28 protein-coding genes are annotated in these 25,340 nt (G+C 59.6%); 13 read left to right on the forward strand and 15 right to left on the reverse strand.

What is annotated here, in order from left to right:
- Nucleotides 1–48 precede the first annotated feature (48 nt).
- A complete protein-coding gene (ubiE, locus tag ACR3E6_RS04380; RefSeq protein ID WP_480486012.1) occupies nucleotides 49–801 on the forward strand; it encodes a bifunctional demethylmenaquinone methyltransferase/2-methoxy-6-polyprenyl-1,4-benzoquinol methylase UbiE in 753 nt (250 codons plus the stop codon).
- Between the two features lie 3 nt (nucleotides 802–804).
- On the forward strand, nucleotides 805–2,334 hold the full coding sequence (ubiB, locus tag ACR3E6_RS04385; RefSeq protein WP_480486014.1) for a 2-polyprenylphenol 6-hydroxylase: 1,530 nt from the start codon (nucleotides 805–807) through the stop codon (nucleotides 2,332–2,334).
- Nucleotides 2,335–2,429: 95 nt separating this feature from the next.
- Here ubiB and ACR3E6_RS04390 read toward each other — a convergent pair whose 3' ends face one another.
- Nucleotides 2,430–3,605: an acetyl-CoA C-acyltransferase family protein gene (locus ACR3E6_RS04390; protein ID WP_171635693.1), complete on the reverse strand. Its 1,176-nt coding sequence runs from the start codon at nucleotides 3,603–3,605 to the stop codon at nucleotides 2,430–2,432.
- Between the two features lie 116 nt (nucleotides 3,606–3,721).
- On the opposite strand from ACR3E6_RS04390, the gene ACR3E6_RS04395 reads away from it, so the two are divergent.
- The 6 genes from ACR3E6_RS04395 (at nucleotide 3,722) to ACR3E6_RS04420 (ending at nucleotide 9,355) form a co-directional block, all read left to right on the forward strand.
- On the forward strand, nucleotides 3,722–4,285 hold the full coding sequence (locus tag ACR3E6_RS04395; RefSeq protein ID WP_480486016.1) for a helix-turn-helix domain-containing protein: 564 nt from the start codon (nucleotides 3,722–3,724) through the stop codon (nucleotides 4,283–4,285).
- 110 nt (nucleotides 4,286–4,395) lie between these two features.
- Nucleotides 4,396–5,583 carry a glycine C-acetyltransferase gene (locus tag ACR3E6_RS04400; RefSeq protein WP_480486018.1) on the forward strand — a complete coding sequence of 396 codons (1,188 nt, stop codon included), beginning with the start codon at nucleotides 4,396–4,398 and terminating at the stop codon, nucleotides 5,581–5,583.
- A complete protein-coding gene (locus tag ACR3E6_RS04405; protein WP_171635690.1) occupies nucleotides 5,580–6,530 on the forward strand; it encodes a PLP-dependent cysteine synthase family protein in 951 nt (316 codons plus the stop codon). The genes ACR3E6_RS04400 and ACR3E6_RS04405 overlap by 4 nt, the downstream gene beginning before the upstream one ends.
- 19 nt (nucleotides 6,531–6,549) lie before the next feature.
- Nucleotides 6,550–7,578 carry an L-threonine 3-dehydrogenase gene (gene tdh / locus ACR3E6_RS04410; RefSeq protein ID WP_210093255.1) on the forward strand — a complete coding sequence of 343 codons (1,029 nt, stop codon included), beginning with the start codon at nucleotides 6,550–6,552 and terminating at the stop codon, nucleotides 7,576–7,578.
- 64 nt (nucleotides 7,579–7,642) lie between these two features.
- Entirely contained in the window at nucleotides 7,643–8,527 is an 885-nt protein-coding gene (locus ACR3E6_RS04415; RefSeq protein WP_171233639.1) for a tryptophan 2,3-dioxygenase, read from the forward strand.
- A gap of 3 nt (nucleotides 8,528–8,530) precedes the next feature.
- Nucleotides 8,531–9,355 carry an alpha/beta hydrolase gene (locus tag ACR3E6_RS04420; RefSeq protein WP_480486021.1) on the forward strand — a complete coding sequence of 275 codons (825 nt, stop codon included), beginning with the start codon at nucleotides 8,531–8,533 and terminating at the stop codon, nucleotides 9,353–9,355.
- Nucleotides 9,356–9,427: 72 nt separating this feature from the next.
- On the opposite strand, the gene infB is transcribed toward ACR3E6_RS04420, so the two are convergent.
- The 6 genes from infB to pip all read right to left on the reverse strand — a co-directional run bounded on the left by infB (nucleotide 9,428) and on the right by pip (nucleotide 16,722).
- On the reverse strand, nucleotides 9,428–11,902 hold the full coding sequence (gene infB / locus ACR3E6_RS04425; RefSeq protein WP_171724130.1) for a translation initiation factor IF-2: 2,475 nt from the start codon (nucleotides 11,900–11,902) through the stop codon (nucleotides 9,428–9,430).
- Between the two features lie 8 nt (nucleotides 11,903–11,910).
- Entirely contained in the window at nucleotides 11,911–12,534 is a 624-nt protein-coding gene (locus ACR3E6_RS04430) for an RNA-binding protein (protein ID WP_171635687.1), read from the reverse strand.
- A 22-nt stretch (nucleotides 12,535–12,556) separates the two neighbouring features.
- Entirely contained in the window at nucleotides 12,557–14,176 is a 1,620-nt protein-coding gene (nusA, locus tag ACR3E6_RS04435; protein WP_171120181.1) for a transcription termination factor NusA, read from the reverse strand.
- Entirely contained in the window at nucleotides 14,176–14,766 is a 591-nt protein-coding gene (gene rimP, locus ACR3E6_RS04440) for a ribosome maturation factor RimP (protein WP_152459779.1), read from the reverse strand. Before rimP ends, nusA begins: the two co-directional genes overlap by 1 nt.
- A 160-nt stretch (nucleotides 14,767–14,926) precedes the next feature.
- Nucleotides 14,927–15,748 (reverse strand): ABC transporter substrate-binding protein, encoded by an 822-nt coding sequence (locus tag ACR3E6_RS04445; protein ID WP_171635686.1) that lies wholly within the window; start codon nucleotides 15,746–15,748, stop codon nucleotides 14,927–14,929.
- A complete protein-coding gene (gene pip / locus ACR3E6_RS04450; RefSeq protein WP_171120177.1) occupies nucleotides 15,745–16,722 on the reverse strand; it encodes a prolyl aminopeptidase in 978 nt (325 codons plus the stop codon). Before pip ends, ACR3E6_RS04445 begins: the two co-directional genes overlap by 4 nt.
- Before the next feature lie 48 nt (nucleotides 16,723–16,770).
- On the opposite strand from pip, the gene ubiG reads away from it, so the two are divergent.
- Both ubiG and ACR3E6_RS04460 read left to right on the forward strand, forming a co-directional pair.
- Complete coding sequence (gene ubiG / locus ACR3E6_RS04455; protein WP_210093226.1) at nucleotides 16,771–17,517, forward strand: bifunctional 2-polyprenyl-6-hydroxyphenol methylase/3-demethylubiquinol 3-O-methyltransferase UbiG; 747 nt, start codon at nucleotides 16,771–16,773, stop codon at nucleotides 17,515–17,517.
- A gap of 10 nt (nucleotides 17,518–17,527) precedes the next feature.
- Nucleotides 17,528–18,109, forward strand: coding sequence for a hypothetical protein (locus tag ACR3E6_RS04460; RefSeq protein WP_480486024.1), 582 nt, complete (start codon nucleotides 17,528–17,530; stop codon nucleotides 18,107–18,109).
- 100 nt (nucleotides 18,110–18,209) lie between these two features.
- On the opposite strand, the gene ACR3E6_RS04465 is transcribed toward ACR3E6_RS04460, so the two are convergent.
- Genes ACR3E6_RS04465 through ACR3E6_RS04480 form a run of 4 tightly spaced genes read right to left on the reverse strand, consistent with a single transcriptional unit; the run spans nucleotide 18,210 to nucleotide 20,553 of the window.
- Nucleotides 18,210–18,650 carry a MarR family winged helix-turn-helix transcriptional regulator gene (locus ACR3E6_RS04465; protein ID WP_171635682.1) on the reverse strand — a complete coding sequence of 147 codons (441 nt, stop codon included), beginning with the start codon at nucleotides 18,648–18,650 and terminating at the stop codon, nucleotides 18,210–18,212.
- Nucleotides 18,651–18,662: 12 nt separating this feature from the next.
- On the reverse strand, nucleotides 18,663–19,493 hold the full coding sequence (locus ACR3E6_RS04470) for a carbon-nitrogen hydrolase family protein (protein ID WP_209834180.1): 831 nt from the start codon (nucleotides 19,491–19,493) through the stop codon (nucleotides 18,663–18,665).
- The gene (grxC, locus tag ACR3E6_RS04475) at nucleotides 19,493–19,750 is read right to left on the reverse strand and encodes a glutaredoxin 3 (protein ID WP_152459773.1); all 258 of its coding nucleotides are present in this window, start codon (nucleotides 19,748–19,750) and stop codon (nucleotides 19,493–19,495) included. Before grxC ends, ACR3E6_RS04470 begins: the two co-directional genes overlap by 1 nt.
- Before the next feature lie 38 nt (nucleotides 19,751–19,788).
- A complete protein-coding gene (locus ACR3E6_RS04480) occupies nucleotides 19,789–20,553 on the reverse strand; it encodes a double zinc ribbon domain-containing protein (protein WP_480486027.1) in 765 nt (254 codons plus the stop codon).
- Between ACR3E6_RS04480 and ACR3E6_RS04485 the strand changes: the two genes are divergently transcribed.
- Together ACR3E6_RS04485 and hemH are read left to right on the forward strand one after the other, a co-directional pair.
- Nucleotides 20,534–21,364 carry a methyltransferase domain-containing protein gene (locus ACR3E6_RS04485; RefSeq protein ID WP_480486029.1) on the forward strand — a complete coding sequence of 277 codons (831 nt, stop codon included), beginning with the start codon at nucleotides 20,534–20,536 and terminating at the stop codon, nucleotides 21,362–21,364. The genes ACR3E6_RS04480 and ACR3E6_RS04485 overlap by 20 nt on opposite strands.
- A 56-nt stretch (nucleotides 21,365–21,420) precedes the next feature.
- Nucleotides 21,421–22,470 (forward strand): ferrochelatase, encoded by a 1,050-nt coding sequence (gene hemH, locus ACR3E6_RS04490; RefSeq protein WP_171635674.1) that lies wholly within the window; start codon nucleotides 21,421–21,423, stop codon nucleotides 22,468–22,470.
- 72 nt (nucleotides 22,471–22,542) lie between these two features.
- On the opposite strand, the gene ACR3E6_RS04495 is transcribed toward hemH, so the two are convergent.
- Nucleotides 22,543–22,725, reverse strand: coding sequence for a hypothetical protein (locus tag ACR3E6_RS04495; RefSeq protein WP_117870963.1), 183 nt, complete (start codon nucleotides 22,723–22,725; stop codon nucleotides 22,543–22,545).
- Between the two features lie 139 nt (nucleotides 22,726–22,864).
- On the reverse strand, nucleotides 22,865–23,464 hold the full coding sequence (locus ACR3E6_RS04500) for a L,D-transpeptidase (RefSeq protein ID WP_171635671.1): 600 nt from the start codon (nucleotides 23,462–23,464) through the stop codon (nucleotides 22,865–22,867).
- Between the two features lie 169 nt (nucleotides 23,465–23,633).
- Between ACR3E6_RS04500 and dalA the strand changes: the two genes are divergently transcribed.
- Nucleotides 23,634–24,149, forward strand: a complete 516-nt coding sequence (gene dalA / locus ACR3E6_RS04505) for a divisome-associated lipoprotein DalA (RefSeq protein WP_171120163.1) — start codon at nucleotides 23,634–23,636, stop codon at nucleotides 24,147–24,149.
- A gap of 55 nt (nucleotides 24,150–24,204) precedes the next feature.
- On the opposite strand, the gene ptsN is transcribed toward dalA, so the two are convergent.
- Entirely contained in the window at nucleotides 24,205–24,669 is a 465-nt protein-coding gene (gene ptsN / locus ACR3E6_RS04510) for a PTS IIA-like nitrogen regulatory protein PtsN (protein ID WP_117872900.1), read from the reverse strand.
- A 59-nt stretch (nucleotides 24,670–24,728) separates the two neighbouring features.
- Complete coding sequence (gene hpf / locus ACR3E6_RS04515; RefSeq protein WP_117870967.1) at nucleotides 24,729–25,292, reverse strand: ribosome hibernation-promoting factor, HPF/YfiA family; 564 nt, start codon at nucleotides 25,290–25,292, stop codon at nucleotides 24,729–24,731.
- Nucleotides 25,293–25,340 lie beyond the last annotated feature (48 nt).

Genomic DNA, 25,340 nt, shown 5'->3' on the forward strand with positions numbered 1-25,340 from the left:
CTCTCTTGGCCCTATAACAGAGGCGAAAATCGACAAACGGCAAGGCAAATGTCCGACAACATCGACAAGACCACTCATTTCGGTTTCGAAACCGTCCCCGAGGCCGAAAAGGCAGGGCGCGTACAGGGCGTGTTCAACTCGGTTGCCTCGAAATATGACGTGATGAACGACGTCATGTCGATGGGCATCCACCGGGTCTGGAAGGACGCGATGATGGACTGGCTGGCGCCACGCCCCGGCCAGCGGCTGCTGGACGTGGCCGGTGGCACGGGCGACATCTCGTTCAGGTTCCTCAAGCGCGCGGGTCACGGCCACGCCACGGTCCTGGACCTGACCGAGCCGATGCTGATCGAAGGGCGCCAACGTGCCGAGGCAGATCAGATGTCGGGCAGCCTGAACTGGGTCGCGGGCGATGCCATGGCCCTGCCCTTCGAAGACAATACATTCGATGTTTACACGATCTCGTTCGGCATTCGGAACGTCACCCGCCCGCAAGAAGCTTTGAACGAGGCTTACCGCGTGCTGAAACCCGGCGGCCGTCTGATGGTGCTGGAATTCAGCCAGCTGCCCAATGAGGGGCTGCAGAAGCTCTACGACCTTTACAGCTTCAACGTCATCCCGCGCATGGGAAAACTGATCGCCAATGACTATGACAGCTATCAGTACCTGGTCGAATCGATCCGAAAATTTCCCGATCAGGAAACGTTCCTGAACATGGTTCGCACAGCAGGTTTCGAAAACGCCAAATACCGGAACCTGAGCATGGGTATCGCCGCGCTGCATTCCGGCTGGAAGATCTGACACATGCGTGGTCCCCATAACATCATCCGCCTGATCCGCACAGGCGCCACGCTCGAGCGCACAGGCGCCATGAACGTGGTACTGGATGCGTTCGAAGCCCCGCGCGCCGTACGCATCCTGGCCCACGCATTGGGCAAACCCTTTCAATGGCTTGGCTACAAAGGCGACCCCGGTATGCCACCGGCAACGCGCGCCCTGACGGCGCTTGGCCCCGCCTATATCAAATTCGGGCAAGTGCTTTCGACCCGCCCTGACGTCGTTGGAAATGAACTGGCCGAGCAACTGCGCGTTCTGCAAGACAAGCTGCCCCCTTTCTCCAAAGCCGACGCGATGGCCGAAGTCGAGAAAGAACTGGGTCAGCCGATCTCGGACATGTTCAGCGAATTCAGCGAACCGATTGCCGCAGCCTCGATTGCGCAGGTTCACAAGGCCAAGCTGACCAGCACGGGTGAGGATGTCGCAGTGAAAGTCCTGCGCCCGGGGATCGAACGCGCGTTCCGCAAAGATGTCGATGCGTTCTATTTCGCCGCCGGAATTGTCCAGCTCTTCGCCCCCGGCGCGCGCCGTCTGCGACCGGTGGAGGTGATCGAGCATTTCGACGGTGTCGTGCGCGGCGAACTGGATCTGCGTCTGGAAAGCGCGGCGGCCTCCGAATATGCCGCCAACACCAAGGACGACACCGGCTTCTGGCTGCCGCCCGTTGTGTGGTCACTGTCCGCGCGGCGCGTCATGACGCTCAGCTGGGCGGACGGGATCGCGCTGGGTGACAATGATGCTCTGGATGCCGCAGGTCACAACCGCAATGATCTGGCCGAACGTGTCCTGCGCCTATTCCTCCTCCATGCGCTGCGCGACGGCTTTTTCCACGCCGACATGCACCAGGGCAACCTCAAGGTCGCCGCGAACGGAGACATCATTGCCTATGACTATGGCATCATGGGGCATATCGATGAATACACGCGCCGGGTCTATGCCGAAATCCTGTTTGGCTTCATCCGCCGCGACTACAAACGTGTGGCCGAGGTGCATTTCGAAGCCGGCTATGTTCCCGCCAACCAGGACGTGGACGAGTTCGCCCGCGCCCTGCGTGCCGTGGGCGAGCCGATCTTCGGCATGGATGCCACGCATATTTCCATGGGGCGGTTGCTGAGCTATCTGTTCGAAGTGACCGAACGGTTCGGGATGGAAACCCGAACCGAGCTGATCCTGCTGCAACGCACCATGGTTGTCGTCGAAGGCGTTGCGCGCTCACTCGACCCTCATATGAACATCTGGGAAGTCGCCCGCCCCGTGGTCGAAGACTACATCAAACAATCCATCGGCCCTCGGGCGGCCCTGCGTGATTTTGGGAAAACCGCAATGGTGCTGGCCCGCTTCGGCCCGCGTCTGCCGGCCCTGGTCGAAAACGCACTGATTGCGCAGACACAGAAGGACGAACCGCAGACGCCCACCTTTTGGTCCTTTGCTCTGCCCGCCACGATCGGCGCCACAGCAGGTGCGGCGCTGGTCTTGCTGATCAACGCGCTCAGCTGAACCAATCCGCCTGCTTCATCTGGCCACAAATATCCTCGGGGGGAATCGCGCCCTGGCGCGATGGGGGGCAGACAGCCCCCCGCACCCCTTCCGGGTCAGAGCCGCTCGATGGCGATGGCAATCCCCTGACCGCCCCCGATGCACATGGTGATCAACCCTTTGGATCCGCCGGTACGTTCCAGCTCGTACAGTGCTTTCAGCGTGATGATCGCACCCGTGGCCCCCACAGGATGCCCCAACGCAATCGCACCGCCGTTGGGGTTCACCTTGCTCGCGTCCAATCCAAGCTCCTGATTCACAGCCAGTGCCTGCGCGGCGAAGGCTTCATTGCTTTCGATCACGTCGAAATCTTCCGCTGACAGACCCGTCTTCGCAAACAGGTTTTGCACTGCCGGAACCGGACCGATGCCCATGACTTCCGGCCGCACGCCTGCATGCGCATAACCAATCACACGCGCCTTCGGTTTCAAACCGGCCCTTTCGGCCGCATCCGCTGTCGCCAGCACCATCGCCGCCGCGCCGTCATTGATGCCTGAGGCATTCCCGGCTGTCACACGCCCGTCCTTCTTGAACACCGGGCGCAGACCGGCCAACGCTTCGGCGGTCGTCGCCTTTGGATGCTCGTCGACTTTGAAATCGACCATGTCCCGCTTGACCTTGACCTGTACCGGAGTGATCTGGCTGTCGAAGTAACCGGCCTCGATCGCCGCCGCCGCACGTGTCTGGCTGTCCAATGCGAACGCATCCATCTGTTCGCGGCTGATCTGATGCTCATCCGCCACGTTTTCGGCCGTCACCCCCATATGTCCGGTGCCAAAGGGACAGTTCAACGCGCCCAGCATCATGTCCAGCGCGGTGACGTCGCCCATCTTTGCGCCCCAGCGCGCCTGCGGAACGATATAGGGGCTTCGGGACATGCTCTCTGCTCCACCTGCCACCGCAAAGTCAGCATCGCCCAGCATCAGGGACTGCATGGCTGACACGATCGCCTGCGCGCCCGATCCGCACAGGCGGTTCACGTTCATGGCCGGCGTACCATTGGGAATGCCCGCCTGCATGGCGGCGACGCGCGACAGATACATGTCACGCGGTTCAGTGTTGATCACATGACCGAACACCACATGCCCGATCTGCGCCCCCTCAACCCCTGATCGCTCAAGCGCCGCTTCGGTCGCGACAGTGGCCAGATCAATCGGCGCGGTTGAAGCCAGCGCACCACCAAAGGTGCCAATTGCGGTGCGGGCACCGTCGAGAATAACGATATCGCTCATGAGCTACTCCTCCTGAATTTCGCTGCATTATGCATGCGCAGAATGGCACTGTCGCCCCAGACGTCCCGTCACGGCGGGAATTGACATTGCGTTGCGCAGCCCCCATGGATTCCGTCATGACGGAAGACACAGACGATATCCTGAACCTCCTGCCCGCCCGCCTGAAAGAGGCACGCCGGGCCAAAGGCCTGTCCCTGGAAGCGGTCGCCAATCTCAGCGGTGTGTCCCGGTCCATGGTCAGTCAGATCGAACGCGGCGAAAGCAGCCCGACGATCTCGACCTTGTGGAACCTGACACGCGCCTTGCAGGTGGATTTCGCCGGTCTCTTGGAGGGCACAAAGACCACGGACCAGATCGAGGTGCTCAGAAACTCCGAAGTGCCCAGCATCGACAATATGGGGCAGAACTGCCGAATTCGCATCCTGTCACCGCCGGAAGAGGCCGGCGGTCATGAAGTCTATGATATCGAATTTGACAAGGACGGGGCCCTGAACAGCCAATCCCACGCCCGCGGTGCCCGTGAACAGCTCACCGTGCTGGAAGGCGCGGTCAAAGTCACTTCAGGCAATGCGGTGACCGAGTTGAACCAGGGGGATACAGCCCGATATGCCGCCGACATTGCGCATTCCATCTGTGCCCAAGGGCCAGCCCGGGTATTCCTGATCGTAAAAAACGCCTGACATCCGCGAAATTCCGCCTTCACGGATATTTTTCCTTCATATTGAATTTCCCCTATTTGGGAATTTCATCCGCTATGTTAGATGTGCGACTCAGTTGAACGGAGGTCGCCATGGCAGATGTATTCCTGTCCCATATCACGGACACACTTGCGCAGATCGAATCTGAGGGTCTTTACAAACGCGAACGAATGATCACCTCACCTCAGGGCGGTGAGATCACTGTGGGCGGCAAGCAGGTGATCAACCTCTGTGCCAACAACTATCTGGGTCTGGCGGATCACCCGGCGCTGATCGAGGCCGCGACACAAGCGATGGGGCCCAAAGGATTCGGCATGGCGTCGGTTCGGTTCATCTGTGGCACGCAAGACATTCACCGCGAACTGGAACAACGTCTTGCCAATTTCCTGAACAAGGACGACTCCATCCTCTTTGCCGCTTGTTTCGACGCTAATGGCGGGCTGTTTGAACCTCTGCTGGGACCGGAAGACGCCATCATTTCGGACAGCCTGAACCACGCCTCGATCATCGACGGCGTGCGGCTGTGCAAGGCCAAACGCTATCGCTATCTGAACAACGACATGAATGACCTCGAAGCCTGGCTGAAACAGGCGCGCGAAGACGGGGCGCGGCATATCATGATCGCCACCGATGGCGTGTTCTCGATGGACGGCTATCTGGCCAACCTGCCAAAAATCCGGGAACTGGCCGATAAATACGATGCAATTGTCATGGTGGACGATTGCCATGCGACCGGTTTCATGGGGCCGAACGGGGCCGGCACACCCGATCATTTCGGCGTCGATGTGGATATTCTGACGGGAACCTTGGGCAAGGCACTTGGGGGGGCAATCGGCGGCTATATCGCCGGGCCGCAGCCAGTGATCGACCTGCTGCGGCAGCGGGCGCGGCCCTATCTGTTCTCAAACTCGCTGCCGCCCTCGATCGTCGCCGCCGGGTTGGAAGCGATCCGCCTGGTCGAAGAAGGCGACATGCTGCGCGCGCAACTCTTCGGCAACGCCAAATATTGGCGCGCCGGGCTGGAAAAGCTTGGCTTTGACCTGCTGCCTGGGGAACACCCGATCATCCCGGTGATGCTGGGTGAGGCTCAGCTGGCACAGGACATGGCGTCACGGCTGTTCGACGAAGGCGTCTATGTTTCGGGCTTCTTCTTCCCGGTCGTCCCACGCGGGCAAGCGCGGATCAGAACGCAGATGAATGCGGCTCTGACCAGGGATGAACTGGACCGCGCCCTGTCCGCATTTGGCAAGGTCGGCAAAGAGCTGGGGGTCATCAAATGATCCTTCCATCGGTCATCGACGTGATCGGCGACACCCCCATGGTCGAACTGTCGCGCGTGTGTGCCCATCAGAAGCTGAACGGGCGGATCATCGCCAAGCTTGACTATTTGCTGCCGGGATTTTCGAAAAAGGACCGTGCGGCGAAGTCCATCATCGAAACGGCGCGCGCAGACGGGACTTTGTCACCGGGGCAAACGGTGGTCGAGCTGACCTCGGGCAATATGGGCACCGGGCTGGCCATTGTCTGCGGTATTCTGGGCCATCCTTTCGTGGCTGTCATGAGCGCCGGAAACTCGATCGAACGCGCGCGTATGATGCGAGCCCTGGGGGCCGAAGTTGTCATCGTGCCCCAGGCCCCCGGCAGCAAACCCGGCGAAGTCTCTGGGGCCGATCTTGAACTGGTCGATGTCGAGGCGAAACGCATCACGGCCGCACGCAACGCGTTTCGTGCGGATCAGTTTGGCCATTCGGGAAACCCCAAGGCCCACGAAACCGGGACCGGGCCCGAGATCTGGGCACAATCCGAAGGCACCGTCACGGCATTCTGCGACTTTGCAGGATCGGGCGGAACGCTTGCCGGAGCGGCAGAGTATCTGAACCGGCACGGCGTGCGGTGCTATGTCGTGGAACCTGCGGGCGCGCGCGCTTTGGCCGGTGAGCCGGTTTCGACCCCGGACCATCCCATTCAGGGCGGCGGTTACGCCATGGGTGATCTGGTGCATTTGAAGGATAGCCGATTGGCCGGACATCTTGCTGTTTCGGGGAAGGCCGCGCGGGATTGCGCCCGACTTCTGGCCCGGACCGAGGGCATATTCGCCGGCTATTCGGCAGGCGCGAATCTTGCCGCGGCGATTGAACTGCTGCGCGGCCCCGAAGAAGGCGGCTGTGTCGCCATCGTCATGTGTGACAGCGGCCTGAAATACCTGTCGACCGATTTGTGGGAGTAAACATATGCGACCCAACACAATGAAAGCACTGGAAAAATCCAAACCCGAAGAAGGGTTGTGGATGGTGCAGGCCCCGATCCCCGAAATTGGCCCCGATGATGTGCTGATCCGTATCAACAAGACGGGTATCTGCGGCACCGACATCCATATCTGGAACTGGGACGAGTGGGCGTCTCATACCGTGCCGGTTCCGATGATCACTGGCCATGAGTTTGCCGGAGAGATCGTCGAGATCGGGCGCAACGTGACCGGGCTTGAAATCGGCCAGCGATGCTCGGGCGAGGGCCATCTGATCACCACCGACAGCCGCCAGAGCCGCGCCGGAAAGTTTCACCTGGATCCGGGAACCCGGGGCATTGGAGTGAACGAACAGGGCGCATTTGCCGAATACCTGAAACTGCCTGCCTTCAACGTGGTTCCCTTGCCCGACGACATACCGGATGAGATCGGAGCCATCCTCGATCCGCTGGGCAATGCGGTGCATACTGCCCTCAGCTTTGATTTGCTGGGAGAGGACGTTCTGATCACGGGTGCGGGCCCCATCGGTATCATGGCCGCTGCCGTCGCTCGTCACGCGGGTGCACGCAACGTGGTCATCACCGACATCAACGCAGACCGATTGAAACTGGCCGAACATGTGGTTCCTTCGGTGCGGACCGTCGATGTCTCCACCGAGGACTTGCGGGACGTCATCGCCGAGCTTGGGATGAAGGAAGGGTTCGATGTCGGGCTTGAAATGTCCGGCTCGCAAGCCGCCCTGGACCAGATGGTCGAAGCCTTGGTGATGGGTGGAAAGATCGCGTTGCTGGGGATTCCACCGGGCAAATCTCCGGTCGACTGGTCGCGCATCGTGTTCAAGGCGATCACGATCAAGGGGGTCTATGGGCGCGAGATGTTCGAAACGTGGTACAAGATGATCGCCATGCTGCAAAACGGTCTGGATGTGTCCCGCGTGATCACGCATCGCTTTGCGGTTGATGATTTCGCCAAAGGGTTTTCCGCGATGAAATCAGGCCTGTCCGGCAAGGTTGTTCTGGACTGGACCTAACGCGCTGGAAAGTTGCAAGTTCAGCCCCTAGACAGGTGCAGAACTTGCACAAGGGAGGCATGAGATGGGCGAGAACAAAGACGATCGTCTGTTGCAACGGGGGGTCGAAGACACCCTGGTCACTGATTTCGCCGAAACGCACCGCAAAAGCTATGGCGACTTCCTGCAACTGAAGACGCTGCTGAACCTGCAAAAAACCTTTCAGGACCCCGCACAACCTGACGAGATGTTGTTCATCATCATTCATCAGGTCAGTGAGCTGTGGCTGAAACTGATGCATCACCAACTGGTCGAGGTCCGCCGGTTCCTGCAACAAGACGAATTCGGGCCCGCCATGAAAAACCTCGACCGTATCAAGGCCATTCAACGGCAATTGATTGCGGCCTGGGAAACCCTGCTGACCATGACGCCGGCCGACTATATGACGTTTCGGCAGGCCCTCGGCAACTCTTCCGGGTTTCAAAGCTATGGGTACAGGCAGATCGAGTTCATTCTGGGCAATAAGGATGCCTCGACTCTGAAAGTGCACGAGCATGACCCCGAGGTGATGGAGATGCTGAACGCCGCCCTGACCAAACCGTCCCTGTATGACGAAGTGTTGCACATGCTGGCCCGACAGGGGTTCGACGTTCCAAAGGACTTGATCGAGCGGGACTACTCCGAACCCTATTCCGGTGATCCGCGCGTGGTTCAGATCTGGGTCGACGTGTTCCGCAACACGGACAAATATTGGGATCTGTATGCGCTGGCAGAAAAGCTCATGGATGTGGAAAGCCTGTTTCAACGCTGGCGCTTTGACCACGCCACGGCGGTTGAACGTGTGATCGGAATGCAACCCGGTACCGGAGGTTCCAGCGGCGTGGCTTTCTTGCGAAAAGCACTTGAGTTGCGGTTCTTCCATGACCTCTATGATGTGCGGACAGAACTCATGTACAGCGGGCAGGGCTGAGCCATGCTGTATCGCGGATTTTCACAAGCCGAACTGGAGCGGGAATACTCTCCCAGTTCGATGATCGGTGGCGACCTGACCCCTTATCTGGCCAGCTATCAAACGCTGAGTGCGCAAGCCCGTGCCGAGCTGCCCGTTCAGGCCAACCTGGCCTATGGCGACACCCCGGTCCAGGTGCTGGATTTCTTTCCTGCGAAGGGGGCCGGCGCCCCGTTGCATGTCTTTATTCACGGTGGGTATTGGCAGGATCTCAGCCAGCGCGAATCGGCCATGATGGCCCCGGCGCTGATCGAAGCCGAGCAATCCTTTGCCACCTTGAACTACACGCTCGCCCCGGATGCGCGGCTGGATCAAATGGTCGACGAATGTCGCGACGCCCTTCTGTGGCTTGCGTCACAAGCCGGGGCACTGGGTTTTGACCCGACGCGGATCACCTTGTCAGGGCACAGTGCCGGCGCCCATCTGGCAAGCATGGTCATGGCGACCTCGGCCGGCGCATTGGCCCGCGCCGGGCTGCGTGTGCGTGACGTGCTTCTGATCAGCGGCGTCTACGATCTGGAACCCATCAGTTTGACGTCCGTGAATGATCCTCTGCACCTGACCCCAGTCGAAGTGAACGATCTGTCCCCGATCCGCAACCTGCCCCCACCGGGCCCCCGCTATCATGTTTCAGTGGGGGAACGGGACACCGGCGAATTCATTCGTCAAAGCCGCGACTATGCGGAACGGCTGCGCAAGGCCGGGCACTCGGTCAGCTTTGCCTTGAAACACGGAATGCACCATTTCGACATCATCCTGCATTCCGGAACATTCCTGCCCGACACGTAATGAGGCATTTTTCAAACAAAAACAGCGGCCCGACCGGTGCCGCTGTTTTTTTTGTGTCCATCCCGCTTGGGATCAATCCAGGGTACGGGTAACTTCTTCGCGCTCGAATATCTCGATCACGTCGCCCTGGCGGATATCGTCGTAGTTCTCGAACGCCATACCACATTCCTGACCCGACTGGACCTCGGCCACTTCGTCTTTGAAGCGCTTCAGGGTCTTCAGCGTGCCTTCGTGGATCACCACGTTGTCGCGCAGCAGGCGAACGCCTGCGGAACGGCGGGCAACACCTTCGGTCACCAGACAGCCGGCAACCTTGCCGACACCGGTAACCTTGAAGACTTCGCGGATCTCGGCATAGCCGATGAACTTCTCGCGGATCTCGGCGCTCAGCAGGCCGGATGCGGCCGCTTTCACGTCGTCGACCAGGTCATAGATCACCGAGTAGTAGCGGATCTCGACACCCTTTTGGTTCGCCGTGTTCCGCGCCGATGCGTTGGCACGGACGTTGAAGCCAAAGACCGGCGCGCCGGAAGCCTCCGCCAGACCGACATCCGTTTCGGTGATCGCGCCCACACCCGAGTGCAGAACGCGCACGCGCACTTCTTCGTTGCCGATCTTTTCCATCGCCTGAACGATGGCTTCGGCAGAACCCTGCACATCGGCTTTGACGAGGATCGGCAACTCGGCCACGTTCTCGTCTTCTTTTGCCTTCTGCATCAGCTGCTCAAGGGTGGTTGCGGCACCAGCGGCGGCGCGTTTGTCCTTGGCGGCCTGCTCACGATAGGCAGCGATCTCACGGGCCTGCGCTTCGGTCTCGGTCACGTTCAGAACGTCGCCCGCTTCGGGCGTACCGTTCAGGCCCAGAACCTCGACCGGAACCGAGGGGCCAGCTTCCTTGACGCGCTCACCTTTGTCGTTGATCAGCGCGCGGACCTTACCGTACTGCTCACCCACAACGAAGATATCGCCCTGACGCAGTGTGCCGTTCTGAACCAGAACCGTGGCGACCGGGCCACGACCCACGTCCAGCTGCGCCTCGATCACGGCACCTTGGGCGGCGCGGTTCGGGTTTGCCTTCAGTTCCAGAATCTCGGCCTGAAGCGCGATGGCTTCCAGCAATTCGTCCAGACCCTGACCCGTGATGGCCGAGACTTCGACGTCCTGAACCTCACCCGACATTTTCTCAACGATCACTTCGTGTTGCAGCAGATCGGTGCGGACCTTGTCCGGGTTTGCATCCGGCTTGTCGACCTTGTTGATCGCCACGATCATCGGTACTTCGGCCGCTTTTGCGTGGTTGATCGCTTCGATCGTCTGCGGCATCACCGCGTCGTCAGCCGCGACGACCAGAACCACGATATCCGTGACCTGAGCACCGCGCGAGCGCATCGACGTAAACGCCGCGTGGCCCGGAGTATCCAGGAAGGTCAGCGTGGTGCCGCCATCGGTTTTCACCTGATACGCGCCGATATGTTGGGTGATGCCACCGGCCTCACCCGCCACAACGCGCGCGTCGCGGATTGCGTCCAACAGCGAGGTCTTGCCGTGGTCGACGTGACCCATGATGGTGATGACCGGCGGACGCGGCTGCAGATCGTCTTCGCTGTCTTCGACCTCTTTGATGACGTCTTCAACATCCGAATCGGATACGCGAGTGACCTTGTGGCCAAATTCTTCGATGATCAGTTCCGCGGTGTCTGCGTCGATGGTCTGGTTCTGCGTGACCATCATGCCCATCTGCATCAGCGATTTGACCACGTCAGCCACACGCTCGGCCATACGGTTGGCCAGTTCCGAGACCATGATCGCCTCGGGCAGCTGTACGTCGCGGATCACCTTTTCCCGTTCAACGGCACCGCCCATGGCTTTCTGACGCGCACGCTCCTGCTTGCGCTTCATCGCGGCCATCGAGCGCTGACGGTTGCCTTCGCCACCGGTCGCCTGACCCAGAGTCAGCTTGCCCGAACGGCGGTTGTCGTCGCGTCCTTTGCCACGACCACGCTGCTCACGTTCGCGATCCTGTTTGCGCGGCGTGGCTGCCGGCGCAGGTTTGCTGGCCGGGGCGCGAGCCGCTTTGGGCTCTTCAGGTGCGGGCGCGGCAGCGGCGCGTTTGGCGGCTTCTTCCGCCTCTTTGCGCTTGCGCTCTTCTTCCTCAGCCTTCTGACGCGCACGCTCTTCGGCTTCGCGCTGTTCGCGTTCTTTGGCTTCCTGTTCCGCACGGCGGCGTGCGCGCTCTTCTTCGCGCGCCTTTTCAGCAGCCTCGCGCGCCGCGGCCTCTTCGGCCTCACGCGCTTTGGCCGCTTGCAACGCCTTCATGCGGCGCGCCATTTCCGCATCGGAAATGCCCGCAGGACGACGCGACGGATCACCCGAAGGTGCAGCACCGCCACCCGGCTTTGCTGCGCCCGGCTTGGGAACCACCACGCGTTTGCGTTTGGTTTCCACCACGACATTCTTGGTGCGTCCGTGGCTGAAACTCTGTTTCACATTTCCGGGGCGTGCCCCGCCACGAAGACCCAATGTCTTTTTGCCGTCATTATCGCTCATAAAGCTCTTTACCCTTCCGCGCGGCCCCTGCCGCCGTCATCCGTTTCGCGCAAGCCACGCAGGCGCTGCGCTTCCTCTACAACACGTTTGGCGAGTCCGCCAGAGGCCAAGGCCGCATGAATCACCGTTTGGCGCCCAAATGCCTGTCCTAATTCGTCTGCCGTCAGCCAACCTATGTATTTCCCGAAGTGCGGCGTGCTCAGTTTGGACTTGCCGCGCCCCGATCCATCGGCGGCCTGAATCAGCACCTGCGCCTCTTCCCGGTCCAACCACGTCTTGACCTTTTCATACCCCGCGACCGCGTCGCCGGACTTGCGCGCCAGGCTGAGCAGCTCGACAACGCGGCGCGCGATCTGCTGTTCAACCTTTTCCGCCAGGTCCTTGGGCACAGACACCTGCGCCTTGAACCCCCGCGCAAACAGTTTCTTGCCAACGGCCTTGTCCAGGGCGGCACGATCCGCCGCCACATAGACCCCCCGCCCGGGCAGTTTCGCCGCGACATCCGGAAAAACCTGACCGTCCGGCCCCGCCACAAAGCGGATCAGCCCGTTTTTGGGCTGCACCTCGCCTGTGGCGATGCACTTGCGCTCGGGTCCGTCGGACCGATCCTTATGGGCGCCACCGCGACTCATACACGCCACCCGAAGCCCGAGATCAGGCCTCGACCTCCTCGTCTGCTGCGTCGCCGTCGACGTCTTCTTCCGCCTGTTCCAGCTCGGCCGGATCAACCCAACCCAGCAGGATACGCGCCGTCATGACCATATCTTGCGCCTCTTCCAGCGTTACGCCGAAAGGCTCCAATACACCGTCATCCTTGACACGCTCACCATCGACGGTCGTCCAGCCACCGGCCAGTTCCCAGTCGGCGCAAGTTGCAAAGTCTTCCAGAGTCTTCACGTCGTCCCTGGCCAGCGCCTCTACCATCTGGGGTGTCAGACCTTCGAATTCAATGAGACTGTCCTCGGCCCCCAATTCACGCGCCGCATCCAGTGCCGCCTTGGCCTGTGCTTCCAGGAATTCGCGGGCGCGGGTTTGCAGTTCCTGCGCTGTACCTTCGTCAACGCCGTCGATGACCAGCAGTTCCTCAATCTCGACATAGGCAACCTCTTCGAGGTTGGTGAAGCCTTCCGAGACCAGCAGCTGAGCAAAGAATTCGTCCAGATCCAGGCTGTCCATGAACAGTTTGGTACGGGCTTCGAATTCCTTCTGGCGGCGGGCCGATTCTTCGGCCTCGGTCATGATGTCGATGTCCAGGCCGGTCAGCTGGCTGGCCAGACGCACGTTCTGACCGCGGCGACCGATGGCCAGCGACAGTTGTTCTTCTGGCACGACAACCTCGATCTTGCCGGCTTCTTCGTCCAGAACCACCTTGGAAACCTCGGCAGGCTGCAACGCGTTCACCAGGAAGGTAGGCTGGTCTTCGTTCCACGGGATGATGTCGATCTTTTCACCCTGAAGCTCGTTCACAACCGCCTGCACACGGCTGCCGCGCATACCAACGCAGGCACCCACGGGGTCGATCGAACCATCATAGGAAATCACGGCGATCTTGGCGCGCGAACCGGGGTCACGGGCCACGGCCTTGACCTCGATGATGCCGTCATAGATTTCCGGCACTTCCATCTTGAACAGCTCGGCCATGAATTCCGGCGCTGTGCGCGACAGGAAGATCTGATGGCCACGCACTTCGCGGCGAACCTCTTTGATATAGGCGCGCACCCGGTCATTCGGGCGATAGCTTTCGCGGCCGATCTTGTCGTTGCGGCGCAGAACCGCCTCGGCACCGCCCAGATCAACGATGACATTGCCAAACTCTTCGCGCTTGACCGCACCGTTGATGATGGTACCGGCGCGATCCTTGAATTCTTCGTACTGACGGTCACGCTCGGCTTCGCGCACCTTCTGCAAAATCACCTGCTTGGCGGACTGAGCCGCGATCCGGCCCATCTCAACCGGCGGGACCTCTTCGACGAAGACGTCACCAACCTCGGGCGCTTCCATATACTGCTTGGCCTGCTCGACGGTCATTTCGGCCTGATAGTTCTCAAGCTCCTCATCTTCGACCACGGTACGGACGCGGGTAAAGGTCGCCTTGCCGGTCTTGCGGTCGATCGACACGCGGATGTCCATCTCGGCGCCGTAGCGGCTCTTGGCGGCGCGGGCGAGCGATTCCTCCATCGCTTCGACAACCAGACCGGGGTCGATCATCTTTTCGCGGGCCACGGCCTCGGCGGTCTGCAACAGCTCCAGCTGGTTGGCTGAGGTGATTGCCATCAGTTCGTCTCCTCTTCGGACCCTTCGGTCTCAATCTCGTCGAAAGCGTTTTCGTTCAGGGCACCGGCGTCTTTGCGCTGGCGCAGCATTTCCTTGATCAGGTCATCGGTCAGGACCAGCTTGGCGTCGCTCAGCCAGTCGAATTGCAGACCGATGGTGATGGTTTCATCCCCCTCGGGGATGTTGATCAGAACCTCGTCCCCTTCGATCCCCGCCAATTCGCCCTTGAAGCGTCGGCGGCCGTCAATCAGTTCGGCGGTCTCGATCTTGGCCTCATAGCCTTCGAAGGTCTCGAAATCCTTCAGACGGGTCAGAGGGCGGTCGATACCGGGGCTGGACACCTCAAGCGTATAGGCATCAAGGATTGGGTCCTCGACATCCAGCGTGGCGCTGACCGCGTTGGAAATCTCGGCGCAATCATCCACTTCGATACCGCCATCGGGCTTGTCGGCCATGATCTGAAGCGTAGTCTGCTTGCCGCTCATCAGGCGGATACGGACCAGCTCATACCCCAGATCTTCGATCACGGGCGTGATGATCTCGGCCAGTCGCCGGTCAATGGCAGCTTTTGCTATCAGGTCGTTTGTCATCTGGTACTCTACCCTGTCAGTCGGGCACAAAAAAACGGGCGCGCGGCCCGTCGAATTTTCCGGTGGAGCCTTGGACCAGAAGTCCAACGCGCCGCTATTGAAACTGCATATACGCAGGATGGCCCGAGTCTGCAACCCCCTGAGGGATTCGCATTCGGATTTACACCATCCACCACCGTTCGGCGATGCGGCCATCGTCCAGCGCACCGTTCCCGGCAATCTGCCGCGGCATCCCGACAGCATCCGATACGGCAAGGGCCATGTCGGCCTCGGAGGGGTGGAACCGGACACCGCGCGTGCCTCGCATTCCGGCCCGATCCGGAAGCGCCGCGATATCGACATACCCGTCCCGCAGCGCCTCGGCGCGCACGGCTGGGTCCGGGATTACAATGACTTCAACCGCGTCAGCCCATCCGGCCTGACCATCTTTGTAATGCCCCTCGACACGGCGGCCCAGAAAATGGCGGCCATCTTCTGCCCGTTCGACACGATAGCAGCCGGTGCCGTAGGCTTTGCGCAACGGGGATACGGTTTCACCGGCGCGCGCAACAACAAAGCGGCTGTCGGCCAACAGGAATGGCAATCCGGGATTTGCCTCGGCAAGTTCAAGCCGCAGGCGGTTGGGGGCAAGCGCCTCGGGCCTTCCGATTTCGGCCAGAACGGCCAGGACATCGGCAATCTGCAAGGGTTCGCCATCGTGAAAGACCGCGTCATCACGCAGATCAAAGTTCCAGACCCGTGCGTCGGCGTCGGTTTGCCAGCCGGTCGCAAGCTCACCGCGCAACGTACCATCCGGGGCGATTTCGGTCATTGTGTCGAAAACGGCCCCACGCGCCACTTGCTCGAGGCTGTCATCGCGCGGAACAGCCAGACGCAATGTCCCGCCTTTCTTGGGCGTACCGGCAAGGGATGCTCCTGTCGCCGCCAGCAATGCGGCAGCGGCACCAGAGGCAAAGAGGGCACGGCGATCGATGCGGGTCATGCGACACCCTCCGCCACACGGTCCATGATTCGCACCAGTTCCGCGCTGATGCCCGGCTCGGACAGGGCGTGCCCCGCCTGACGAACCATTTTCAGTTCGGCATTCGGCCAGCGTTCCGCCAGCGACCAGGCGGCCTGCGGCGGGCAGATCATGTCATAGCGCCCCTGCACGATATGGCCGGGGATATGCGCGATCCGGTCCATCTGATCCAGAATCTGCCCGTCCGTTTCCAGAAACGCCTTGTTGGTGAAATAGTGATTCTCGAGCCGCGCAAAGGTGCGCGCGTATTCGCCGGGGCTTTCGCCAACCGATCCGTTGGTGTGGATCGAGGCCAGCGCGTTTTCCCAATGCGACCAGGCCCGCGCATACAGGATCTCTGTCGCGCGGTCGCCCGAAAACAGACGTTTGTTATAGGCGGCAATGGTGTCGTCCAGTTCAACCTCGGGCAGCAGCGAGGTGAATTTCTGCCATTGCTCGGGCCAGAACCGCCCGGCGCCACCGCCGTAAAACCAGTCAAGCTCGGCCTGAGTCGCAAGGAACACCCCGCGCAACACCAGTCGACTGACGCGATCGGGATGGGTCTGGGCATAGATCAACGCCAGAGTCGCCCCCCAGCTTCCGCCAAAAGCGATCCATTCTTCGATCTCGAAGAGTTTGCGCAGCCGCTCTATGTCGGCCACCAGATGCCACGTCGTGTTGTCCTCGACCGAGGCGGTGGGGCGCGACCGGCCACATCCGCGCTGGTCAAACAGAATCACCCTGTAGGCCTGAGGATCGAAGTATCGCCTCATGGCCGGGCTGCACCCCCCACCCGGCCCCCCGTGCAGGATCACGACGGGTATGCCGTCAGGATTTCCGCATTGTTCCACATAAATACGGTGCCCATCGCCCATATCGACCATCCGCTGGTCGAAAGGGTCGATCGGCGGGTACAGATATTGAACTGCGCGCTTTTGGTCCGGGTACTTGTCCATTATGGCCCTATATAGTCCTTAAGCGTAAAAGAGCACACGGAGACAGGAATGCAAGCGCATCCGAACACGGTGGACCCGTCCGAGATCGCAAAATTCGAGGCGATGGCCGCCGAATGGTGGGACCCGCACGGGAAATTCAAACCATTGCACATGCTTAACCCGTGCCGGCTGGACTATATAACGCAGCAGATCGCCGGAGAATTCGATCGCGACCTAAAGTCGCCTGTGCCGTTCGAAGGCCTGCGCCTGCTGGATATCGGCTGCGGCGGCGGGCTGCTGAGCGAACCCATGGCGCGGCTCGGTGCTGAAGTTGTGGGTGCCGACGCCGCCGAGGGCAACCTGCCCGTGGCCCGCATCCATGCCGAGCAATCGGGGCTGCAAATCGATTATCGCCACACAACCGCCGAGGACATGGCTGCAGCAGGCGAACAATTCGACGTGGTGCTGAACATGGAGGTGGTCGAACATGTGGCCGATCCCCTTGGCTTTCTGACCGCATCGCAAGACTTGCTGAAACCGGGTGGCTTGCTGATCTGCTCCACCATCAACCGCAACCCGAAATCCTATGCGATGGCGATTTTCGGGGCCGAGGTCGTCATGCGCTGGCTGCCGCGCGGCACCCATGAATGGAACAAGTTCATCACCCCCGATGAGCTGTTCGACCTGCTGCGCCAAGCCGGGTTGGAACCGGTGGACCGGAAGGGTTTTGTGTTCAACCCGATCCTGTGGAGCTGGTCGATCTCGGACCGGGACTTGAGCGTGAATTACGTGACGGCGAGTGTGAAGCCGGGGTGAGGTAGGTTTTTTGATTCGATCTTTAAGTTACGCGCCGTGGCGCGCGGTATTTTTTGGTGCGGCAATTTCCGCTGCTACCTTGTTCGATAACACACTAGCCACAGCAGAAGAGAATGTGGGCGTGTTCGTGTACGAACATGAAGGCGTTCCGCTGTATGGCTATGTAAGCGATCCTAAGGTTTCTGAGGCGACTCAGGAAATAGCAGATCGCTACTTGGGTTCGAACTCGAACAACTATGATCTGGTAAGGGCGTTGTCTTTTATTGTCTTTATTGACCCCGAGATAGTTTCGGATGGCAAGTTTGTGAAACCAGTCGAAATAGAACTGACGGAGGAGACGACAGAACCATTTTCCAAACACGAACTCTCTGACGAAGGATGCAATGTAGGGAGAATATTCTCCACGAATGAAGAAGAAAAAGGAGAGTATTTGGTATGGCTTGTTCATGGTGGGCAATATGAGGGCAAAGAAGGAATTGAATCTTGTCTTCTTTTCGCGGCGGCGGCTTCGGCCGGAATTTGGTTGGGTGATTTTCCAGCTTTGGATCCCCGTGATTTACGGCAGCTTCTGGATAGAATGCTCTTAGAATGAAGTGGCCGTTTAGTCCGCGGCACATTGCATGAGCATAAAGCCTGCCAGCGCCCGACCACACCAGTCCTGGATCCACCTTGGGACAACGGTTCGCTGATCCCTACTCCCCCTCCAACTGCAACCGCAAATCCCTTAGAACCGGCAGCGTGCCGCGCACGCGCTCCAACCCCAGCTCTCCGACCACACGATTGATCAGCGGGGCAATCGAGGAAATCGCCTGATCCCGCGCCCGTCGGCCTGCGGGGCTGATCGCCACCATCTTGCGGCGGGCGTCGTCCCAGTCGGGGCGGATGTGGATGTATCCGGCCCATTCCAGCTTGGCCAAGGTGTTGGTCATCGCTCCTCGGGTCACGTGGAATGTGTTGGCCAGTTGCGCCGGGCTACGCTCGTCGCCGACAAAAACCAGATGATTCAGCACAGAGAAATGCGAAATTTCCATACCCTTGGGCAGCACCCGGCTGAGCCGGTTGCGCAACAACTGATCCGCGGTCAGGATCTCGCTGAACAGCGTGACCGCAAGGGCGTTGGTGTCTTCCGTCATTGTTCAGTTCTGTCAGGGTCCAGTGAAAGACCGGATATGTGTCAACGACGGCACGCGGCGGCGTGCCTCTGACACAGAACTATCATCCAAATCGAAAATGTGAATGCCCGGATCGGTACCTGCGTCGATCAGCACCTCTCCCCAAGGAGCGACAACCATGCTGTGCCCATGGGTAAAACGCGTCTTTCCGCGCGTTGATGGGTGTTCCCCCGTTTGCGCGGGGGCCAAGACCCAACAGCCTGTCTCGATCGCCCGGGCCCGCAACAGCGATTCCCAATGCGCGGCGCCCGTAACAGGTGAAAACGCTGCCGGAACGGTCAGGATTCGCGCGCCTGCCTGCGCCAAAGCCGCATGCAGGTACGGAAACCGGATGTCATAACAGATGGTCAAACCCACCTTGCCAAAATCGGTTTCGGCTAGGACCGCCTTTTCGCCGGGGCGGTAGTTCTTTGATTCGCGAAACGTCTCGGTCTCGGTGACTTGCACGTCGAACATATGAATCTTGTCGTAACGCGCCACGATCTGACCTTGCGGATCGATCATGAAAGACCGGTTGGCAAACCGCCCGTCAGCGTCATGAGTTTTTATCCCCAGTGACCCGATCAACACCCACACGCCCAGTCGGGCGGCCTGTTCCCGCAGGCCGGCCAAGGTGATGTCGTCTTCTTCGTGCTGAAGAACCTCGTTTTGCCGCGTCGTACTGTTTGATACGCAATTCGTGACCTCTGGTGTCAGGATAAACCGCGCACCCTGCCCTGCCGCGTCGGCCGCCATGGCGCGCACCATGTCCAGGTTTTCGACCGGATCATCCGACGAGGTGATTTGCAGCAGCGCGGTCTTCATCAGGCCGCAAGCAGACGGTCAAGCTTGCCTTGCCGCTCCAGCTCGTAAAGGTCGTCGCAGCCGCCCACATGCTGTGTCCCGATGAAAATCTGAGGCACGGTGCGTTTGCCGCCTGCGCGCTGGATCATCTCGGGCTTGCGTTTGGGGTGCATCAGAATGTCAACTTCCTTGAACTCAACGCCTTTCTGCTTCAGCAGACGTTTGGCCGCGTGGCAAAAACCACAGAGCGGCGAGGTATAGATTTCTACGGGCTTCATGTTCCGGTCCCTTTGGGTTTCGTGCGATCTTGGGCGAATTAGGCATCCTTGGCAACGCGCGCCAGTGCCAACACGAAAATATGATTTGCCCCAGCGGCCTGACACGCACGCGTGCACGCCGCCAACGTCGCGCCGGATGTCATCACGTCATCCACCAGCAGGACATCGCGCCCCTTCAAATGCAGTGCCCGCCTTGGGTGGATGTCAATTGCGCCTGCCAAGGCTTCGTCCCTTTCCCGCGCGGTCTTTCCGTCCAGCGCCGGGGTCCGCCGTTTGCGCACCAGCAGATCCGGCATGCAGTCCAACCCGGTTTCTCGCCCTAGGTTGCGTGCCAGCAGCGCAGACTGATTGTATCGCCGTTTCAGCAGGCGTGACCAATGCAACGGCACCGGAGCAATCACCATACCGGGACGCAACAGCTCGCGCCCGGCCTGCGCCATCCAACGCGCAGCGGGGCGGGCCAGTTCGGTACGGTCACCATGTTTCAAAGCCAGAACAAGTGACCGCGCCTTCCCATCATACATCAGAGCAGCGCGGCCCGCGTTCCAGGGCGGAGGGGTTTTCAGACAATCGTCGCACTCGGTCCGGAACCTGTCTGCGCTTCCGATCACGGGCACACCACAGCTTTCGCAAACCGTGCCACCGATGAACGGCGTATCCCGCCAACACGCCCCACACAGGCCGAAATCGGATTCCGTCAGCTCTCCGCAGCCCATGCAACGCGGCGGGTAGATCAGAGCAAGGGCAGTTTGAATCCGCTGCGCAATGCGATACTTGCGACCTATGAAACTGCCCGAGCCCACCGCACCCTCTCTTTTCGACCGTAACGCCATTCTGCATCATCGCGCCCGCGCGAAGGACGACGCCTTGTTCTTGCACCGCGCCGCCATTGATGAGGTTCAGGATCGGCTCTCCATGGTTAACAGAACCTTTACGGCACCTGCGGTTGTGACCCCTTTTCCACAGCTTTGGGCAGACGTTTTTCCGGATGCCGCCATTGTCGTGGATGACGATGGGCTGTCGCTTCAACCCGGTGCGCATGATCTGGTAATTCATGCGATGGCGCTGCATTGCGCCAATGACCCGGTCGGCCAGTTGATCCAATGCAAAAGGGCTTTGAAACCGGATGGACTGGTTCTTGTTCTATGCCTTGGGGGTGAGACCCTTCACGAATTGCGCGCCGCGCTGGGTCAGGCCGAAATCAAAGTCACGGGCGGGCTCAGCCCCCGAATCGCCCCCATGGCCGAACTGCGCGACCTCGGTGGATTGTTGCAGCGAGCCGGTCTGGCATTGCCAGTGGCCGATGCCGTACCGCTGACGGCAGAATACCGCGATATCTGGCACCTGATGCACGATCTGAGGGACATGGGTGAGACCAACGCTTTGGCTGCCCGGTTGAAATGCCCAACCCGACGCAGAGTGTTCGAAGCCGCACAGCGCGTCTATTCGGATCACTTTTCGACGGAAACAGGCCGCCTTGCCGCAACCTTCGAACTGATTTGCCTGACCGGCTGGTCCCCCGATGACAGCCAACCAAAGCCGCTGCGCCCGGGGTCAGCCCAAATGCGCCTGGCAGATGCCCTGCGCACGAAAGAGGGCAAACTGCCGGATTGACGCGCAACCAAATCCCTTTATCTCAGGTCGGAACACGAAAACTCAGGAATGCTCAAATGTTTGATGCCACTCGTCCCGCTCATGCTCCTGCCGACCATCCCAAGGTCAAGATGGGCCGTGTTGGCATTTTGCTGGCCAATCTGGGCACCCCGGACGATTACACCTATTGGCCGATGCGTCGCTATCTGAACGAGTTTCTGTCGGATCAACGGGTCATCGACTATCCGAAATGGAAATGGCAACCGATTCTTCAGGCGATCATCCTCAGCAAACGGCCATTCAGTTCGGGTGAAGCCTACAAATCGATCTGGAATCACGAGAAGGGCGAAAGCCCGCTGATGACGATCACCAAGGACCAGACTGCCAAGCTGCGCGGCGCAATGCAGGATCGGTACGGGGATCAGGTGATGGTCGATTTCTGTATGCGCTACGGCAACCCCTCAACAAAGTCCAAAGTGCGCGAGATGGTTGCCGCGGGCTGTGACCGTATTCTGTTCTTCCCGCTTTACCCACAATACGCGGGCGCAACCACAGCCACCGCCAATGACCAGTTCTTTCGTGCACTGATGGATGAGGCCTGGCAGCCCGCCTCGCGAACCGTACCGGCCTATTTCGACCAACCGGCCTATATCGACGCCCTGGCGCAATCCGTTGAACGTGCCTATGCAGCGGCGGAGACAAAACCCGATATTCTGGTCTGCTCGTATCACGGGATGCCGGAACGGTATCTGCAACAGGGTGACCCCTATCATTGCCAGTGCGCCAAGACGACACGGCTGCTAAAGGAACGGCTGGGGTGGTCTGACGATCAACTGGTTTCGACGTTCCAGTCGCGATTCGGCCCCGAGGAATGGCTGAAACCCTATACAGTGGATCATGTGGCGGATTTGGCCAGGCAGGGCAAAAAGAACATAGCAGTCATCGCACCGGCATTCTCGGCCGACTGCATCGAAACGCTGGAAGAGATCAACGAAGAGATCAAGGAAAGCTTCGAAGAAGCAGGCGGCGAAACCTTCACCTATATTCCATGCCTCAATGACGATGCGGCGCACATTGCTGCATTGGGCACGGTGATCGAAGAAAACTTGCGCGGCTGGCTGGACTGACCGGCACAGCCTTGTGAAAACAAAAAAGGCGGTGGATTGCTCCACCGCCTTTTTCATGAATTCCGTGTCGGATTAGCTTGCAGCAACAGCAGCAGCAACAACGACCAGCAGGATCAGCGGCAGCAGGATGCCCTGCGACGAACCCTGAGTTTCTTCTACAACAACAGGTGCTTCAACAACCGGCTCTTCCAGGTTACCAGCATAAGCGGTCGAAGCGGCAGCAGTCAGTGCAGCAGCGAGAACGAGTTTCTTCATATTAACCTCCAGAATTTGCGCAGTTCCAATGCCCGGAACCACACATCTAAGACTTACCTCGTGGTTTTTTCTAATCAGCATTGACGCTGGAATGCAATTGCAACTTGACCGCTAAGCGGGTTCCCACACGAAAATGTCGTCAAATTAGCAACACTTGCGTGCCGACCTTCGCCATCGAGAACAGCTCGGCAATGTCTTCGTTGAACAGACCGATACAGCCATTCGACGACCGACGTCCGATTTTTCGCGTATCGTGCGTTCCGTGAATGCGGTAATACTTCCAGCTCAGGTATAAAGCGTGTGTTCCCAGCGGGTTATCTGGCCCCGGAGGAATATAGTCCGGCCATTCCGGATTTCGTTTTTTCATCGACGGCGTCGGAGACCAGCTGGGCCCTTCGACCTTGCGGATTACGCTGGTACGCCCGCGCCGGGTGAGTTCTTCGGTCAGCGGAACCGACGACGGGTACAATTTGTACACCGCTTGATCATCCGACCAATAATGCAGCGCTCTTGAGACGGTATCGACCAGAATGGCGCCATTTCTGGTGTTCGAGAAATACGGTTGCCAATCCAATGCCCGGAACCCGGATACGTTGCGGCGAACCGCCGGTTCAGTCTCGGGTGCAGGGCGCAGCGGGTCGCCCGGGATATATTGCGCCAGTGCTGGGGTTGCCAGCGTCGCAGTGGCCCCTGCCAGAAATCCCCTGCGTGTGGGCGAATGAATACGCTTTTTGACCATGACAACGGGTCCTGTGTTTAGATGAGGTCTGAAATCTATGACATTCTATTGCCAGAATGCTTCAGTCGCAAATCAAACCGGCAGAATCATGCGAGTTAGGGCCATTGCGCGTTTGCTCAGAGCCTTCAGGCGCGCTATGCCCTGTAAAGACACAATAACCAGGTCGATCATGACGCGTATCGTTTCTTTACTCTTGATTTGCTTTGTCGCGCTGGCGGCATGTACAGACACCGGCACCACGACCATTGGTGCAGACGGTCGCCCGCTGCCCACGGTCTACAAAATTCGCGGCAACCCGGAAAAGTTGCAGTTCCGTATGGTTGATTCGGTCAATGCCCTGCGCCAGGCCCAGGGATTGCAGCCTGTCCAGCTGAACGCGCAGCTGAACGCAGCAGCGGCGACCCATTCCAAGGACATGGCCAGACAGAACCGGCCCTGGCACTTTGGGTCCGACGGTTCCTCGCCGATCGATCGGGCTGCACGGGTCGGATATTTCGGCACGTTCCTCGGTGAAGCCATTTCCGAGACATACGAAACCGAAACCGAAACCCTTGCCGCCTGGATGCAGGAACCCGGACCGCGCGCCGTGATCATGGACCCCAAGGCCACGCAGATGGGGTTCGCCTGGCATCAGGAAAAAGGCGGGAAAATCTGGTGGACGCTGGAAATGGGAACCGGCGGCTGACCCCGATCACCGTACACACAAAAAGGCCCCCGAAATCCGGGGGCTTTTTTTGTGATTACGCTGCCTGCATGGACTGCGCTTCGGTCAGGATAGCATAAAGCTTGACCGGATCAGGGTTCGCCCGAAGCTTGGTGCACACCGAGGTGTCCCTCAGCGTGCGTGACACAAGGGCCAGCGCCTTAAGATGATCGACGCCGGCCTCTTCCGGCGCAAAAAGTGCAAAGGCGATGTCCACGGGTTGACGATCAACCGATCCAAAGTCGATGGGCTTTTCCAGCATGACGAATACGCCCGAAACCGAATCCAGCTCGGGCAAACGCGCGTGCGGAAGCGCAACGCCATGCCCCACGCCGGTCGGGCCCAGGCTTTCCCGTTCGAGCAGACAGTCGACGACGGCCTGCGAGTCGAGCCCCAGATTGGCGGCTGCTACATCGCCTATTTCCTGAAACAACCGCTTCTTGCTGGAAGCGGCGGATAGTACACGTACTGCTTCGGGCTTTAGTATGCTCGAAAGCTCCATGATCACGCTCCATGGGCACCGCACCCGCCTCGGCGGGTGCCGCCCCGTATCCTTGCCTGTTAAGGATCAATCCAGCCGATATTACCGTCTTCGCGACGATACACGACGTTCAATCCATCCTTGTTCTCATTTCTGAACACCAGCACCGGGGCACCGGCAAGTTCCATTTGCATCACGGCTTCACCAACGCTCAAAGATGGGATTTTAGTTTCCATCTCAGCCACAATCATGGGCTGTAGCGATTCGGGTTCATCGGCCGTGTCCGATTCGTCAGAGGCGAGGATATAAGAGGACGCCCCAAAGAGTTCAACCGGCTCGGACCGATCCTTGTGGTGGTCCTTCAAACGACGTTTGTAGCGCCGCAGTTGTGTTTCCATTTTGTCGCAGCATGCCTCGAACGCCGCATAAATTTCGGTTGCATGCGCCTTGGCCTGAGCGGTCAGCCCGGTGGACAGGTGCACTGTTGTTTCGCATACATATTCATGCGCTGAACGGGAAAAGACGACGTTGGCGTCGGTAGGCCGCTGGGCATATTTGCCCACAACCTCGCCCAATTCGGTCTGCACGTGAGTCTGAAGCGCCGCACCGATGTCGATCTGTTTTCCGCTGATTTGGTAACGCATGTGATCTCCTTCACAATTCACACCCATTCTGACGTCACGTTACGCGAC

Source organism: Ruegeria sp. AL3 (assembly GCF_056536065.1).

Bases quoted from the DNA above. Each gene is read 5' to 3' on its own strand.
- ubiE (WP_480486012.1), top strand. From the start codon at position 49: ATGTCCGACAACATCGACAAGACCACTCATTTCGGTTTCGAAACCGTC.
- ACR3E6_RS04470 (WP_209834180.1), bottom strand. From the start codon at position 19,493: ATGAAGACCGCGCTGCTGCAAATCACCTCGTCGGATGATCCGGTCGAA.
- ACR3E6_RS04485 (WP_480486029.1), top strand. From the start codon at position 20,534: ATGAAACTGCCCGAGCCCACCGCACCCTCTCTTTTCGACCGTAACGCC.
- ubiG (WP_210093226.1), top strand. From the start codon at position 16,771: ATGCAAGCGCATCCGAACACGGTGGACCCGTCCGAGATCGCAAAATTC.
- ACR3E6_RS04500 (WP_171635671.1), bottom strand. From the start codon at position 23,464: ATGGTCAAAAAGCGTATTCATTCGCCCACACGCAGGGGATTTCTGGCA.
- ACR3E6_RS04415 (WP_171233639.1), top strand. From the start codon at position 7,643: ATGGGCGAGAACAAAGACGATCGTCTGTTGCAACGGGGGGTCGAAGAC.
- hemH (WP_171635674.1), top strand. From the start codon at position 21,421: ATGTTTGATGCCACTCGTCCCGCTCATGCTCCTGCCGACCATCCCAAG.
- ptsN (WP_117872900.1), bottom strand. From the start codon at position 24,669: ATGGAGCTTTCGAGCATACTAAAGCCCGAAGCAGTACGTGTACTATCC.
- pip (WP_171120177.1), bottom strand. From the start codon at position 16,722: ATGGACAAGTACCCGGACCAAAAGCGCGCAGTTCAATATCTGTACCCG.
- dalA (WP_171120163.1), top strand. From the start codon at position 23,634: ATGACGCGTATCGTTTCTTTACTCTTGATTTGCTTTGTCGCGCTGGCG.
- rimP (WP_152459779.1), bottom strand. From the start codon at position 14,766: ATGACAAACGACCTGATAGCAAAAGCTGCCATTGACCGGCGACTGGCC.
- infB (WP_171724130.1), bottom strand. From the start codon at position 11,902: ATGAGCGATAATGACGGCAAAAAGACATTGGGTCTTCGTGGCGGGGCA.
- tdh (WP_210093255.1), top strand. From the start codon at position 6,550: ATGAAAGCACTGGAAAAATCCAAACCCGAAGAAGGGTTGTGGATGGTG.
- hpf (WP_117870967.1), bottom strand. From the start codon at position 25,292: ATGCGTTACCAAATCAGCGGAAAACAGATCGACATCGGTGCGGCGCTT.
- ACR3E6_RS04430 (WP_171635687.1), bottom strand. From the start codon at position 12,534: ATGAGTCGCGGTGGCGCCCATAAGGATCGGTCCGACGGACCCGAGCGC.
- ACR3E6_RS04465 (WP_171635682.1), bottom strand. From the start codon at position 18,650: ATGACGGAAGACACCAACGCCCTTGCGGTCACGCTGTTCAGCGAGATC.
- ubiB (WP_480486014.1), top strand. From the start codon at position 805: ATGCGTGGTCCCCATAACATCATCCGCCTGATCCGCACAGGCGCCACG.
- nusA (WP_171120181.1), bottom strand. From the start codon at position 14,176: ATGGCAATCACCTCAGCCAACCAGCTGGAGCTGTTGCAGACCGCCGAG.
- ACR3E6_RS04390 (WP_171635693.1), bottom strand. From the start codon at position 3,605: ATGAGCGATATCGTTATTCTCGACGGTGCCCGCACCGCAATTGGCACC.
- ACR3E6_RS04445 (WP_171635686.1), bottom strand. From the start codon at position 15,748: ATGACCCGCATCGATCGCCGTGCCCTCTTTGCCTCTGGTGCCGCTGCC.
- ACR3E6_RS04395 (WP_480486016.1), top strand. From the start codon at position 3,722: ATGACGGAAGACACAGACGATATCCTGAACCTCCTGCCCGCCCGCCTG.
- grxC (WP_152459773.1), bottom strand. From the start codon at position 19,750: ATGAAGCCCGTAGAAATCTATACCTCGCCGCTCTGTGGTTTTTGCCAC.
- ACR3E6_RS04495 (WP_117870963.1), bottom strand. From the start codon at position 22,725: ATGAAGAAACTCGTTCTCGCTGCTGCACTGACTGCTGCCGCTTCGACC.
- ACR3E6_RS04420 (WP_480486021.1), top strand. From the start codon at position 8,531: ATGCTGTATCGCGGATTTTCACAAGCCGAACTGGAGCGGGAATACTCT.
- ACR3E6_RS04405 (WP_171635690.1), top strand. From the start codon at position 5,580: ATGATCCTTCCATCGGTCATCGACGTGATCGGCGACACCCCCATGGTC.
- ACR3E6_RS04400 (WP_480486018.1), top strand. From the start codon at position 4,396: ATGGCAGATGTATTCCTGTCCCATATCACGGACACACTTGCGCAGATC.